At 40.4% G+C, this 14,597-nt stretch carries 13 protein-coding genes and 2 pseudogenes; 6 read left to right on the top strand and 9 right to left on the bottom strand.

What is annotated here, in order from left to right; all coding sequences use genetic code 11:
* A pseudogene (locus GMD1S_RS12505) lies at positions 1-330 on the top strand (DUF3278 domain-containing protein); the annotation flags it as partial.
* Positions 331-439: 109 nt separating this feature from the next.
* On the opposite strand, the gene GMD1S_RS11050 reads toward GMD1S_RS12505, so the two are convergent.
* From GMD1S_RS11050 to GMD1S_RS11015, 8 genes are read right to left on the bottom strand one after another with little or no spacing between them, the layout of a single operon-like run.
* On the bottom strand, positions 440-1,441 hold the full coding sequence (locus GMD1S_RS11050; protein WP_000412460.1) for a LacI family DNA-binding transcriptional regulator: 1,002 nt from the start codon (positions 1,439-1,441) through the stop codon (positions 440-442).
* A 59-nt stretch (positions 1,442-1,500) separates the two neighbouring features.
* Entirely contained in the window at positions 1,501-3,402 is a 1,902-nt protein-coding gene (locus GMD1S_RS11045; protein ID WP_000657072.1) for an alginate lyase family protein, read from the bottom strand.
* 21 nt (positions 3,403-3,423) lie between these two features.
* Positions 3,424-3,717, bottom strand: a complete 294-nt coding sequence (gene yajC, locus GMD1S_RS11040; protein ID WP_000381735.1) for a preprotein translocase subunit YajC — start codon at positions 3,715-3,717, stop codon at positions 3,424-3,426.
* Complete coding sequence (locus tag GMD1S_RS11035) at positions 3,717-4,535, bottom strand: PTS system mannose/fructose/sorbose family transporter subunit IID (protein WP_000148024.1); 819 nt, start codon at positions 4,533-4,535, stop codon at positions 3,717-3,719. Before GMD1S_RS11035 ends, yajC begins: the two co-directional genes overlap by 1 nt.
* Positions 4,522-5,301, bottom strand: coding sequence for a PTS mannose/fructose/sorbose/N-acetylgalactosamine transporter subunit IIC (locus GMD1S_RS11030; RefSeq protein ID WP_000026611.1), 780 nt, complete (start codon positions 5,299-5,301; stop codon positions 4,522-4,524). The genes GMD1S_RS11035 and GMD1S_RS11030 overlap by 14 nt, the downstream gene beginning before the upstream one ends.
* A 14-nt stretch (positions 5,302-5,315) precedes the next feature.
* Positions 5,316-5,807: a PTS sugar transporter subunit IIB gene (locus tag GMD1S_RS11025; protein WP_000211086.1), complete on the bottom strand. Its 492-nt coding sequence runs from the start codon at positions 5,805-5,807 to the stop codon at positions 5,316-5,318.
* 10 nt (positions 5,808-5,817) lie between these two features.
* A complete protein-coding gene (locus GMD1S_RS11020) occupies positions 5,818-7,014 on the bottom strand; it encodes a glycoside hydrolase family 88 protein (RefSeq protein ID WP_000592046.1) in 1,197 nt (398 codons plus the stop codon).
* Positions 7,015-7,025: 11 nt separating this feature from the next.
* Positions 7,026-7,460 carry a PTS sugar transporter subunit IIA gene (locus GMD1S_RS11015; RefSeq protein ID WP_000706823.1) on the bottom strand — a complete coding sequence of 145 codons (435 nt, stop codon included), beginning with the start codon at positions 7,458-7,460 and terminating at the stop codon, positions 7,026-7,028.
* A 271-nt stretch (positions 7,461-7,731) separates the two neighbouring features.
* Between GMD1S_RS11015 and GMD1S_RS11010 the strand changes: the two genes are divergently transcribed.
* Genes GMD1S_RS11010 through GMD1S_RS10995 form a run of 4 tightly spaced genes read left to right on the top strand, consistent with a single transcriptional unit; the run spans position 7,732 to position 10,878 of the window.
* Positions 7,732-8,547, top strand: a complete 816-nt coding sequence (locus tag GMD1S_RS11010; RefSeq protein ID WP_000185874.1) for a gluconate 5-dehydrogenase — start codon at positions 7,732-7,734, stop codon at positions 8,545-8,547.
* An 18-nt stretch (positions 8,548-8,565) separates the two neighbouring features.
* Positions 8,566-9,207, top strand: coding sequence for an RpiB/LacA/LacB family sugar-phosphate isomerase (locus GMD1S_RS11005; RefSeq protein ID WP_000684780.1), 642 nt, complete (start codon positions 8,566-8,568; stop codon positions 9,205-9,207).
* A gap of 30 nt (positions 9,208-9,237) precedes the next feature.
* On the top strand, positions 9,238-10,239 hold the full coding sequence (locus GMD1S_RS11000; RefSeq protein ID WP_000161467.1) for a sugar kinase: 1,002 nt from the start codon (positions 9,238-9,240) through the stop codon (positions 10,237-10,239).
* 9 nt (positions 10,240-10,248) lie between these two features.
* Positions 10,249-10,878 carry a bifunctional 4-hydroxy-2-oxoglutarate aldolase/2-dehydro-3-deoxy-phosphogluconate aldolase gene (locus tag GMD1S_RS10995; protein ID WP_000167290.1) on the top strand — a complete coding sequence of 210 codons (630 nt, stop codon included), beginning with the start codon at positions 10,249-10,251 and terminating at the stop codon, positions 10,876-10,878.
* A gap of 126 nt (positions 10,879-11,004) precedes the next feature.
* Here the strand turns inward: GMD1S_RS10995 and GMD1S_RS10990 are convergent, their stop codons facing one another.
* Complete coding sequence (locus tag GMD1S_RS10990; RefSeq protein ID WP_001193745.1) at positions 11,005-14,208, bottom strand: LPXTG-anchored hyaluronate lyase; 3,204 nt, start codon at positions 14,206-14,208, stop codon at positions 11,005-11,007.
* Between the two features lie 222 nt (positions 14,209-14,430).
* Here GMD1S_RS10990 and GMD1S_RS10985 point away from each other — a divergent pair.
* A pseudogene (locus GMD1S_RS10985) lies at positions 14,431-14,597 on the top strand (glutathione peroxidase); the annotation flags it as partial.

Below are 14,597 nucleotides of genomic sequence, written 5' to 3'. Positions count from 1 at the left end.
GGACTTATCTTCGTCCTCTCATCTAGGGCGAGACTAGCAGTTCGCGACTTACATTTAGACAAGGATGACCCGTCCGAAATCCATCACAAAAGATACAGCAAAAGTCAAATCAACCTTCGTAGTTGGGGTGTATTCATCAGCATTCCAATTGGCTTGTTTGTCTTATCAGCCTTTCACAAACTCTTTGTTCAGCATCTTCCCCTCGATACCTTTTGGGACAATCTCTCCCAGTTCGATAAAATGCTCCCTTTACTAGTCTTGGGTTTGGGAATTGGTGCCATCTTTGGAACCATGACCTATGCCTTTTTATCGGAACACGTTAAAAAATAGACCAAGATTCGCTAATTTTTTAATTTATAGGCAAAGAATCCCACCTAGTTCGTTCTAGGTGGGATTCTTTTATTTCTTAACAGAGGTCACAAGTCATTTCCCTTTCATCTTAGAAAGTAGACTCTTTCCAACTCACACTACAATCCAAGACTTGTTGCCTTTCTTCTTGATTGCGGCCTTCAATCTGGTCAATCAAAATCTTTGTAGCCTGTTGTCCTTCTTCAAAGGCGGGCTGAACCAGCGTCGAAACACTTGGAGAAGAAAAGCAAGTCCACTCCGTATTGTCAAAACCAATCAACCCAACTTGTGGCAAGTTATAGTTCAACTCTTTGATAACGGTAAAGACTAGAGGTAGGGCCCAACAGTTAGGAACAAATACCAGAGTTTTTTCATCGGGATTGATTTCTTTTTGTAAAAATTCCTTAATTTGTTCCAAATTCGTATGCTTATCTTCAATGGTTAGACTGGCGTGGCGCATATTAGCATCTGTCAAAGCATCCACAAAACCACTTGCCCGCTCAATCCGAGTACTCAAGCGACTCGTATCCGCTGTAATCAAAAGAAAATGCTCATAACCTTTTTCGATACAGGACTGGGTCATGTCATAAACGGCATCATAGTTATTGGTTTTGACCCAGCTAGTCCGGTGTTCATAGAGCTGACTATCAAAAAAGACCATTTTCTTCTTTTTCTCATCGATGATACGAGAATATTTTCGGAAATTAGAGGTCGGCTGAATAATAAAGCCGTCTACTCCCAAGAGAAGCATGCTTTCAATATACCGGTCCTCACTCTCTTGGCTGTAATTACTATTTCCTATCATTACCTGGTAGCCATTCTGGCTGGCGATATCCTCAATTCCCTTAACAATTTGGTTTGAGAAACTGTTGGTAATATCACCGATCAAAACACCAATTAATTTTGTTCGTTTGGAGTTTAAGCTACGCGCAACAATGCTCGGTTTGTAATTTGTTTCATGAATAACTTTTTCAATCTTTTCACGTGTCTCTCGGGACATTTTTTCATATTTCCCGTTTAGGTAAAATGACACGGTTGTTTTCGAGGTCTGAGCCATTTCTGCAATGTCTTTTATGGTCAGTTTCTTCTCCAATCTAAAACACCTCCTACTAATACTTAGTATAACATATTCACCATTCAAAATGCCTATTTCTAGCACTGCAAGCGAATCATTCTCTCATTTATTTTATCATATACTAGACATTTCCCACGCATTTTTGTTCCGTCAACGAGGCATAATTTTTCACCTACACAAATGTCCTCGCTTAATAACAAAATCAGCTTGTCTGTTTCGTCATTTTTCACTTCAAAAGCCAGAGCATTTTCCACTTCACGACCATCTGTCTGGTAGACAGAATGAAGGATGATTTCAAAACTCTCATGCGCAATGATGGTATAATCCAGCATCTGATTCTCAAAGAATTGGCGCTTGGTGAGTTTGCTGCTTTTTTCAAGTTCATTGTATTTAGGAGAAATAATGGTAGCTTCTAAATCAAAATCAACTTCACTCCATAGTCTCAACTGATTGATTTTCCCATCTTGATAGGTCACATCCTTGTCAAGAATAAACTGGGTCAACGCCTCATGCTGACCTTGACACCTGATATCATCTACCAAGAGCCAGACATCCTCTGCCAACATGAGGATTTTTCTCCTGTAAAGATAAGGCAAATCAGGATCTACTGACAAATAAGCCCCCTCAATATAATGCACTCCCTCTCTTTCTTTGTGGTGACAAAACAGGGAGTGAGGATAGTATTCATATTCCCAGGATCCCGTAATCCTTTCTGGAGCTTTCCCATCTACCATACAGGTCGAATGACTCCAAGCACTCTTTAAGAGATAACGTTCATCTATCTCCCGATAAGAATAACGCCCAGCATCTATGAAAATCGGTTGACCTTGATACTGTAAGCAAAAACTATTCTCGTCACTATGGCTATGGGCACTTCCCATCGGGCCGTTTTTGAAAAATAGATAACGATGTTCATCCTTAATGCAGACATGTCCAGAGTCTTCAAAGATCATGGACTTAGGCTGCCAAGCTCTCTTTTCAAATTCCTGCAGTCGCTTGACCTTTTCTCGCCCTAGGAACAAGAGGCTAAGCAAATCAACTTTAACATCCAGACCGTTAAGAAGATCTTCCTTGTTCAAAACCACAGCAGACAGGCTCAAAATCTCTGTCGTTTCTGTAGAATCGCTATCACCAAAAGCCAGAGTCCGTCCATCCAGGCCTGTCATCATCTGAATGTAAGTCGCCATCTTTTCCAGCAACTCTTGAAAGCTATCTTGCAAGTCTGGAAGCAAGAGACACAAGTCTAGCAAGGCTTTATAAACCTCTACATGATATAGAATCGACTGTTCAAACTGGCTTCCATCCTCTAAAATCTGCTTCTCAATTTGCTGTTTCAACTCCTCTGAAGCAAAAAGGTAAACTTCTTCTAAATCCATCTTATCTGAAAAGAAATGATAGATAGCAAGCATAGGAATTGTTTGTAAAATTCCCCAGTTACTAAGGGTGTACTTGGCGCGATAGTGGCTTTTCATAAAGTCAATCTGCTTTTCTAGACTGACCAAAATTTTCTCTAGCTCTTCCTCTTCTAGCAAGTCAAATTTCGAGAAGAGCAAGAGTAGTTTTAACCAAGTAAAGGAACGAATGCCTGTATCCAAGGTTCTAGTCATCAAAGATTGAGGAGAAAACTCTCTCACCTGCTCAATCCAATCAAATAGAAAGAACTTGCACTTTTGAATATAGCCCTTATCTCCCTCTACCAGATACCCTATCATAAACTGCAAGAGATATTCTTGTCGATTGAGCATATAAACCCATTCTGGATCATCTTCAAATACTTGATTCCACACCATCGGCTGGATTTGATAGATTTTTGAACAAGGTTCCATATCCCAAGGACTATCAAACATAAAACGATTGTCCATCAAGCGTTCAAGGGAACGCTTGACCTTCTCATAGTCTTTTGAACAGTGGGACAAGATATAGTCACGACATTGGTCCCCGTCAACTCTTTCAAAAAATTGTCTTCTTTCTTCTTTCATTATCTTTTACCAGAAAAAGAACTACTTAAAAAGCAGTTCTTTTGTCTTTCCCATTACACTTTCCTTTTCTACATAGATGACGACTCCTTTTGCAATCTGCAAAGAGATCAAGTCATCTTTGATAGAAATGATTTTTCCATGAATTCCAGACAACAACAACACTTCATCATCAGATGTTAAAGAAGCTAAATACTCTTGTCGTTGCTCCATCTGTTTGCGAAGCAACTTTTGCTGACGAATAGAATGAAAGCTTGACAGTAAAAGGGGGCTCACTGCCAAGACAATCACTATTCCATAAAACAATGTCGTATCCATTAAGCTAGAATCTTAAGCCAGCTTCCGATAATTCCGATGATAACTGTTAAAATAACGAGTTTATATGTTGTCCATTTCTTTTCTTTGATCAAGTAGTAAACTAAAAGTGTAAATAGGGCTGGTAGAAGAGCCGGAGCAACCTTATCAAGCATTCCCTGAATGCTTACGATACTTTGTTTAGCGTCTGCTTTTACTTCCCCTGCAGCAAAGGTAATCGGCACCATAATCTTAACAGATGTCGCTGCCAAACCAGCAATTACGGTTACACCGATAATATTGGCAATACGAGAAATCGTTGCCATCTGTTCGCTTAGTTTATCAATCACAGTTGTTCCTAGTTTGTATCCATACAGACCAGTTGACAATTTAATAGCTGTCAAAATCGTATTCATCGCAAGGAAGAACAAGATTGGACCGACAACCAAGCCTTCTTGAGCAAACGAAGCTGCGATGGTTGAGAACAATGGAGCTAAACAAAATTGAGAGAGAGAATCCCCAATACCTGCCAATGGTCCCATCAAGGCCATCTTGATGCTACGTGTTTCTTTTGCTGGGCGACCATTTTCCAACATTACAAGGTGCAAGCTGGTAATAAAAGGCAGGAAGTGTGGGTTGGTATTATAGAATTCACAGTTTTCTTCCAAGGCTTGGTAGAAACCTTCCTGATCCGCTCCATAGTGTTTTTTCAAAGCAGGATACATTACATTGGCATATCCCAACCCTTGATAGTTACTATAGTTAAATCCATTTTGTAAAAAGAATGCCCGCAAAGACGTTTTAAGATAATCACGTTTTGTTAATTTGTTAGATCCAGTCATCGTGTGCTTCCTCCTCTACCACATGATTCGCTGTTTTTGGCTTGTTATAAAATTCAATCAAAGCAAAGATAGTACCTACAATTGCAATACCAATTGTTGGGATGTTTAGATAAGCTGCACAAACATATCCCAATAAGACAAACGGAATCAACTCTTTCTTAGCCATCACTGACAAGATCATTGCAAAACCGATAGCTGGGAGCATTTTACCAGCAACTGTCAAACCTGTAAGCAATACCGGTGGAATGTAGTCTACGAGTTTCAACAAGGTATCCATTGAAAGGGCACCCAAGCAACCCAAGGTAAATCCAATAAAGGCAAACAACCAAATTGTTGCATTTAGAGTAAACTTGAATTTCTTCAAATTATGGTTTTTCAAGTGCTTCATCGCCGTTTCAGGTGCTCCAGCACGTACAGTGTAAGCGAAAGTTTGTAAGAATTGAATCGCCACAGCAATCGGAGTAGAGAGGGCAAGAGCCGCTTCTGGACTGACTTTACCAGCACTAGTGATAGCCATCAAGGTACCAAAGATACCAGGTCCGATTGGGTTTGGTGGAACAGTACCTCCAGCACCAACACCGAATCCCATATAAGCCAATTCACCAATAGCTCCCATTGCAAGAGCAGTAGGCAAATCACCTAGAATAATTCCGACACCAAATGACAGAACAATACATCTATTGGTGTAAATTCCTAACAGCATTCCACTAAAACAGAAAGCTGTCCATAATCCAATTAAAATCGCTTGAAATACATTAATCGACATAACGATCTCCTCTTTTAAATATAGTCCAGAATATTGACTTCAACAGCTCCATCGTTTCCTGTTGGAGTTGTTTTCGTATTAAATGTTACTTGATGCGTTTGACTCAATTCCTTAAGAGCTACCTTGTCCTCTTCACCTAGGAAGATAGAGCGTGTCACCTGCTCTTTACCAGGGGCATTGTGAATGTTCCCGATATTGATTTCTTTGATAGGGACACCACCTTCTACCAAGGTTAAAGCATCTTTTACATCCTTCACAACGATAAAAATTGTTTGAGCAGGGTTAGCCTTGTGAATGATATCAATCACCTTTTGTAAAGGGAAGAAACGCATAGCAACTGAGTCTGGCACAACTGTTTTCATCAGAGTTTGTTGCATCTTGTCCGTGCTCACTTCGTCATTGGCGACAATGACCGTATTACAACCTAAGTATTTTACCCAAAGTTGTCCTTGCCCGTGAATCAACCGTTCATCGATACGGGTCATAATAATATTTGGCGTTGTCATATTTCTCCTCCTACCAATATAGGTTCCAGTCTTTGTAGAAACGGATAAGCGCTTCTAGGTAATAGTAGTCACCCCAGATATTGCCTTCATCCACTCCTTTACCTGAATGCCATGAGTACACACCGTGGAGGAGACTTGTCCCACCAGGGGTAAATTGATCATTTGCATAATGTTCGATCAAGGAACGAAGCATGGCATGCATAGCATGTTTATAAATATCTTTGTCAGCATCCACCTCTGGGAGATGTTTTAACATTTCATGAATCCCACAGACGGCGATAGCTGTTGCTGAAGAATCTCGTGATTGATCACTACCATCATTAAAAATCAAATCCCAATAAGAAACATGATCTTTTGGCAGACGATTCAAGAAATAATTGGTTACACCCTTAAACAAGTCAAAGCAGGACTCGTCTTTCAGATAACGATAAGTCAAAGGAATACCATAGACTCCCCATGATTGACCACGTGCCCAGCATGAATCATCACTATACCCTTGTCTCGTTACACCTTTAAGGGGTTGACCTGTCTCAGGATCAAAATAGAAGGTGTGGAAGGACGAAGCGTCATCACGGATTACATTATTAGCTGAAGCATAGAAATGACTTTCTGCAATATCGTAGTATTTTTGATTGCCTGTTTCTTGATAAGCAAAGAACAAGAGTTGAATATTGAGCAAGCAGTCGATAATCAAACGGTAATGTTCTTTTTTGCCCAAGTCTCCCCAAGCCTGAATGAAGCCACCTTTTTCTTGATAGCGTTCAATCAACTTATTTGCAGCTTTCAAGGCTGCTTCTCTAGCCTCTCCATCTCCATCTCCATTTATCTTATATTCAGCCATACAAGACGGTGTGTACAAGAAACCGAGATCATGGTGATCCAACTCTACTCTCTTATTGACACGCTCCAGAAAAGAAAGAACATTTTTATGTGCCATGTTTTTAAATGCATCCTGTTGACTGTATTCATAAGCCAACCACAGTTCTCCCGTCCAGAAACCATTGGTCCATTCTGTGTTATCCATAATTGGATAGACATTATCAAAGGTAGCTGGTGTGGGGAAATCTTCCTTGAAATAGTCAAGGTTGAGTTCTAACTGCCTAATAACCTTTTCAATTGCCTGACCGACTTCTTCTTTCGTCAGAAGTGGTACTTCTAAGAAGCGCTCAGGCGATTTTATTTCTTCAATCGTAATCTTTTTTATCATTCTTTAATCCTTTAAATACCTGATTCGAAATCTTCTTCCTCTGCCTCTACATCAGTTGAAAACAATTCTTTACCATTTACGACTCCGCCCTGGGCCGCCGCTACTGATTTATTAACAACCTCATCAAAGCTATGAGCCATTCTAGCAAAGACTGCTTCCATTAACATGGCTAAGTTCAAACCCGAGAGAACATTCATTGTTTTGGCTGGATTTTCTCCCATTATAGTAGAAGAAACCTTGAATGGCGATCCTCCCAAGAGGTCACTTAGGATTAAAACTTCTTCTTCATTTGAAATTGCAAGTAAGATTTTTTGCTTGAGTTCATCTGCTGACATTCCTTCCACAAAGTCAATCGCCTCCACATTTTCTTGATTGCCTGCAATCAATTGTAAAGAACTATAAATCCCTGTGGCAAAATGTCCATGCCCTACAAGTACAATTTTCATCTTTTCTCCTTCCTTGTTTGAGTTTACCGGTTTACTTTACATTTTCCATTGTAACCCTTTATTTTTATCTTGTCAATAGTTTTTTTAAAAAAATATTAGCGCTTTCATTGTTTATTTAACCATTACAATAGACAGAAATTTCAAAATCTTCCGTTTTTTTAGGAAAACAAAGATTTTTAGAAATAAAAATATTTAATTATTGACAAAACCGGTTTACTAGAATATAATTTGGTTATAGAGAAGTCTTAACAAATTTGAAAGGAAGTATCAAATGACAAATACATCATTCTCAATTGAGCAGTTTTCTTTAAAAGGGAAAATTGCTCTCATCACCGGCGCTTCTTATGGAATTGGATTTGCTATTGCCAAATCCTACGCTGAAGCCGGCGCTACTATTGTCTTTAACGATATCAATCAAGACCTAGTCAATAAAGGGATTGAAGCTTATCGTGAAGTTGGCATCGAAGCCCATGGATATGTCTGTGACGTGACAGACGAGGACGGTATCCAAGCCATGGTCAAGCAAATCGAACAAGAGGTTGGTGTCATTGACATCCTCGTTAATAACGCTGGTATTATCCGCCGCGTTCCAATGTGCGAAATGAGCGCCGCTGATTTCCGTAAGGTCATCGATATTGACTTAAACGCACCATTTATCGTTTCAAAGGCAGTTATTCCTTCTATGATAAAGAAAGGGCATGGAAAGATTATCAATATTTGTTCGATGATGAGCGAACTGGGACGTGAAACAGTTAGCGCTTATGCTGCCGCTAAAGGGGGCTTGAAAATGTTGACCCGCAACATTGCATCCGAATACGGTGGAGCCAATATCCAATGTAACGGAATTGGACCGGGTTATATTGCCACTCCTCAAACAGCACCTCTTCGTGAGTTGCAAGAAGATGGTTCTCGCCACCCATTTGACCAGTTCATCATTGCAAAAACACCTGCTGCACGTTGGGGAAATCCTGAAGATTTGATGGGCCCTGCTGTCTTTCTCGCTAGTGATGCCAGCAATTTTGTCAATGGCCACATCCTATATGTAGATGGCGGTATCTTAGCCTACATCGGAAAACAACCTGAGTAAAAATAGAAAGAAGATCTTATGAAAATCGCATTAATCAATGAAAATAGTCAAGCTAGCAAGAATCACATTATTTACGATAGTCTGAAAGAAGCAACAGATAAAAAAGGCTACCAATTATTTAACTATGGTATGCGTGGAGAAGAAGGTGAAAATCCATTAACATACGTACAAAACGGCCTAATGGCTGCCATCCTTTTAAATACAAAGGCAGTTGACTTTGTTGTTACCGGCTGTGGTACAGGTGTAGGGGCTATGCTTGCTTTAAACAGCTTCCCTGGTGTTGTCTGTGGTCTAGCAGTGGACCCAACTGACGCTTACCTTTATTCTCAAATCAATGGTGGTAACGCCTTGTCTATCCCTTATGCCAAAGGATTTGGCTGGGGGGCAGAACTGACCCTCAAATTGATGTTTGAACGCTTATTTGCTGAAGAAATGGGCGGTGGCTACCCAAGAGAACGTGTAATCCCTGAACAACGCAACGCTCGTATCTTAAACGAGGTGAAACAAATCACCCACAATGATTTGATAACCATCCTTAAAACAATCGACCAAGACTTCCTCAAAGACACCATCTCTGGCAAATACTTCCAAGAATACTTCTTTGAAAACTGCCAAGATGATGAAGTCGCTGCTTATTTGAAAGAAGTATTAGCCAAGTAAAGCTATTCTAAACCAGAAAGGAACTAATGGATGACGAAAATCTTACTGTTTGGCGAACCATTAATTCGAATCTCACCATTAGATGCCACCAGTATCGGCGATCATGTTGCCAGTTCGACTTATTTTGGCGGATCAGAAATTAATATCGCTTGTAATTTGCAAGCCCTGGGTATCTCAACGAAAGTCTTTACCGCACTCCCTGCCAACGAGATTGGAGATCGTTTTATTACATTCTTGAAACAGCACCAAATCGATACCAGTTCAATCTATCGGCTTGGCGATCGAATCGGCCTCTACTATTTGGAGAACGGCTTTGGTTGTCGTCAAAGTGAAGTTTTCTACGATCGTAAGCATACGAGTATCAGCCAGATTCGGCCAAACATGCTAGATATGGATTCTCTCTTTCAGGGGATTAGCCATTTTCATTTTAGTGGAATCACCGTAGCTATCGGTCAAGAGGTTCGTACGCTCCTTCTCCTACTCTTGGAAGAAGCCAAGCGCCGAGGGATTATCGTTTCAATGGATCTCAATCTGAGAACAAAGATGATTTCAGTCCTAGAAGCCAAGTATGAATTTTCTAAGTTTGCTCGTTTCGCTGATTATTGCTTTGGTATTGATCCTCTCATGATTGATGACCAAAATCTAGAGATGTTCCCAAGAGACAGAGCTAGCCTAAAAGAGGTGGAAAATCGCATGCAACTTTTAAAAAAAACCTATGGTTTCAAGGCCATTTTCCATACCCTCCGCTCTAGTGATGAGCAAGACAAAAATGTCTATCAAGCCTATGCTCTGGGAGAACGATTTGAAGAGTCTGTCCAACTAAAAACTGCAGTCTATCAACGAGTTGGTAGCGGGGATGCCTTTATCTCTGGTGCCCTTTACCAACTACTCCATCATTCCTCCCTAAAAACTAGCATTGACTTTGCAGTTGCCAGCGCAACTCTCAAATGTACTCTTCCAGGAGACCATCTCTCCACTCCCGCAGCTAGTATTGAAAAATTACTGGAAAATGCACAAGATATCATTCGTTAGGAGAATTACATGACCAAATCAGATACGATTATTGAACTAAAAAAACAAAAAATTGTCGCTGTCATTCGAGGAAATACAAAGGAAGAAGGACTACAAGCCTCGATTGCTTGTATCAAGGGCGGTATCAAAGCTATTGAAATTGCCTATACCAATCAGTATGCAGGGCAAATCATCAAGGAACTTGTAGACTTGTATCAGGACGATCAGAGTGTTTGTATCGGTGCAGGTACTGTGCTTGATGCCGTAACTGCTAGAGATGCCATTCTAGCCGGAGCAAATTACGTTGTTTCTCCATCTTTCCATGCTGAAACTGCAAAAATGTGCAATCTTTACAGCACACCGTACATTCCAGGCTGTATTACCCTCACAGAGATAACGACTGCACTTGAAGCCGGTAGTGAAATCATCAAACTCTTCCCAGGTAGTGCTCTCAGTCCATCATATATCTCTGCAGTCAAGGCGCCAATCCCACAAGTTTCCGTAATGGTAACCGGAGGAGTCGGCCTAAATAACATTCCTCAATGGTTCGCTGCTGGTGCAGACGCCGTTGGAATTGGTGGCGAACTCAATAAACTCGCTTCCCAAGGCGACTTTGACCGCATCAGCGAGATTGCCCAACAGTATGTTACACTCAGATAAAATGAAGTGAAAAAGGATAAGTGTTAACTTATCCTTTTTTAAAAGAAAAATCCGAAGATGTTTGACCTTCTTCGGATTTTTTCTATTTTCCACAGTTTCATGTGATTCATCTAGATGATGAACAAATCAGTTGTTCTTTCCTCTGCGGAACAGATAAACCGCCCCAAGTAGCAAGAGCCCTAGACTTGCCAAGATTGACTGACCTTCTCCTGTATGAGGGAGATTCTTTTGATCCGAATGGTTCTTTTCTTCTTCTGATTTTTCCTTTTCTTTTGAATCCTGAGTTTGTGGCTGAGCTGCTTGTTCTAACTTTTTAAAGACTTCCTGATCTGGCGCTGATTCCTGGGTTTCAGGATTGTAGTAGGCAACCTTATAGTCATCCCCTTCTTTTCGAATAGTATAGACTCCACGTTTCAAGACTTGGAATTGGTTGGAAATAGTAGAGACAGAATCATCATATTTCACAATGCCCCAAACTCCTTGTTTGGCATCATAAACAGACTGAAGGGTCTCATTGTTATCGATGAGGCTACTTTCTAACTCTTTTACCATTTGATTGAAGGTGGCACGATCCACGTTAGGGATGAGCATATAGCCATAAGAATCTCCATTTTGCTTATGAGCCTGACTAATCGTAAGAAATTCATTTTCGACTTCCTTGTCTGACTGTCCTTCATTGATATCCTTCCAAGATCCCTTTTGGACAGCCTTACTCATACTGATTGAACTCTTCTTAAAGAAAAAGTAACCAATATTCTTTTTCGAATTGGACGATTCTAAAAAGACACTTTGGGTTTCAGGATAATCCTTTTCTTGTTCTGGGAGGGAGGCTTCTTTATCATTGACATAGACTTTATATGGATCACTTGATTCCAGTTTTCTCTGGTCAATTGTAGTTGCAGCAGTATCTGTTGAAGTGTTCTGGATATTGCTTCCTAAAAAGGCAATCTTATCCTTCAGCATAAACCAGCTCTTATGAGCAGTCAATGTTTGATTCCAGTTAGTGAAATCCATGGTTGCTGTCGCATTGGCCTCATCTAGTTTGCTCGTTCCAACGAAAGCAGACGGTAGAACTTTACCTGTATCACTATCCAATCTCTTAGCATCCGTCTCTGTCGTACCAGGCATCTTATAGGGATTAACTGTTGGCCAGTAGCCATCGCTATAGTGACTCAAATCACCATTATAGAGATAGAACATCCCATCACTTGTATACCAACCACGTTTGTTTTCCTTGTTCATGTGTTCGTAATTCAAGGTACGACTGGAAAAGAGTGATAAGCCAAATCCAAACCCTTTCTCTGCATTGTACATAGCTGTTTTATCCATCTTGTTAAAGGCAGATAGGTAACTTGTTCTTGGAGTACTTGCGACTCCAGCATCGCTTAACAAGGATTGCATCAAACTGATATCCTTATAAGTCTTCAAATTCTTAAAGACATCATAATAACTATCTGATTGAACAATGGTCTTCACAAGACTCTGCAACCGTTGTTTGGTTTCTCCTTCAGACATATCCGCTATCCGGTGAATCCCTCTTAGTACTTCTACTGCGGCCACATGCCCCTCGCTATTTGCACGACTGATAGAGCGGCCACGACTCATATCCATCAGCTCTCCATTCACTAGCAAAGGAGCAAACGATTTATCAATCCAGTGGTACATGGTTTGCATTTTATCTTTATCGATTGGGCTCTTGGTCTTTTGAATAACTGGCAACAGTTGAGACAGGCCATCAATCAAGACATTTCCATAAGCACCCGTATAGGCAACATTGGTGTGGTCGATATAAGATCCATCCTGATAAAAACCTTCGCCTTGGTCTACCAACTTAAACACTTGCTCAATCGAACGAATGGTAGAAGAAATTTCTTGGTCATCCTTGCGCAGTAAACCAGCTATTACTTTTACCCTTCCCATATCCACTAAGTTTCCACCTAGGGCCTTAAATGGGTTATCAGTCGTCTTTCGGAAATGTTCGGGATCTGGCACAAATTTTTCAATCACATCTGTATATTTTTTTATTTCCTCATCTGAGAAGTATTCTTTCATCAGAGACAAGGTATTGTTGATGGCACGAGGTGTACCGATTTCATAATCCCACCAGTTCCCAACAATGCTCTTTTCACTATTGTAGACATGTTTATTCATCCATTCCATGGAATCCCTAACTGTTCGAATGACGGTTTCATCTTGATAATAACGAGAAGAAGGATTGGTCACTTGCTTGGCCATCTCCTCTAATTTCCGATAAGTGGCAGTCAGATTCGCAGACGTTTTATAATTTGAAAATTTTTCCCACAAATAGGTGCGGTCCGCCTGACTTGAAATACTGGATAGGCTATCAGCTACCTTTCCTTCCAGCTCCTGGTTTAACTTGGCCATCTGTTCATTTTTAGAATCATAGTATTGATTCCCAGCGATGATGCCATTCCAGTCATCCAAACGGTCTGTGTATGCATCCTTAACAGAGGCTAGAATCTTCAAAGGAATCTTTTTCACTTCCTTGCCATCTTTACTGATAATGACATTGGTTGTCCCTTCCTTAAGAGGTTCTAAAATTCCATTTTTGACTGAAGCAACGTCAGGATTTTCTACCTTATAAGTATAGTCCGCAAGAGCAAAGACATGTTTTTTCCCAATTGGTAAATCAATCTTTTCCTCAAGCTGTTTATCTGTTTGAGAATCCTCAGAAGGCTGGTCTGCTACCTCTACCAGCTCAATATCCTTAAAGGAAACAGTCCCTGTTCCCGTTTCATAGAATAACTCCAGCTTGATTTTATCAACATCTAAAGTCGGGCTATAGTCTGCTTCAATAGTCTGCCAGTCCTTTGTTCCCGACATTGTTGCAGAATTCCACAATTGCTTGTCCTTACCACTTTCCTCAATGATGCGAACCTTAGCAATCCCCACTTTATTATCTGTTTTAATCTTGAAACGCAGTTTATACTTTTTCTTAGCTTCAATAGGGACTATACGGTGAACTACTGCCCTTAGTTTCTCAGAACTTGAGATAGTGACAGCCCCATCCTTGGCTTCAATGACTCGAGTTGAGGCACCTGAAGAACTATTCTTCTGGTCTACCCAAGCTGACCACCCCTTAGCTTTGCTTCCTGTCCAAGGACTGCTTCCGTTCTCCGTCTGACTAAAATCACCATTTTCAACTAAATTTTTGGTATCCCTTTGCTGATACTGAACTTCCTTCTGGCTTTGCTGAATGGTATTCGTAGTCGTTTCTTCCGCTCCAACTGTCATATAATGGTTTAATAAAAATCCCGATAAAACAAGTGAAGACAAACTCACAATGAGCTTCTTTGTTTTTGTTTGCATGTGTACACTCCAATAAACATATTGTAAAATCAATAGGAACTAAATCTCAAATTAGAGATTTATAGCAACTGAGTAAACCGGTTTAATTAAATCATATCATTTTTAAAGTTATTTGTAAACGGTTTCTATCATATTGAGGGCTTATTCTTCAACAATATCTCCCATCCAACTCGACGAAAAGGGTAAAAACTGTTACAATGTAGAAAAAGAAAAGAGGCCCTCATGACCAGTGTATATGATTTTTCCGCTCTGAACCAAAACAACCAAGCAACTCCCCTGGAGAGCTATCGTGGCAAGGTTCTCTTGATTGTCAACACTGCTACAGGATGTGGTTTAACGCCCCAGTACCAGGGACTTCAAGAACTCTATGAACGCTATCAAGATCAGGG

This window comes from Streptococcus sp. GMD1S (genome assembly GCF_000296875.1).
In the GTDB taxonomy this organism is placed as follows: domain Bacteria; phylum Bacillota; class Bacilli; order Lactobacillales; family Streptococcaceae; genus Streptococcus.
Note: the sequence above shows the minus strand (reverse complement) of the source record. Positions and strands in the feature narration are given on the sequence as shown.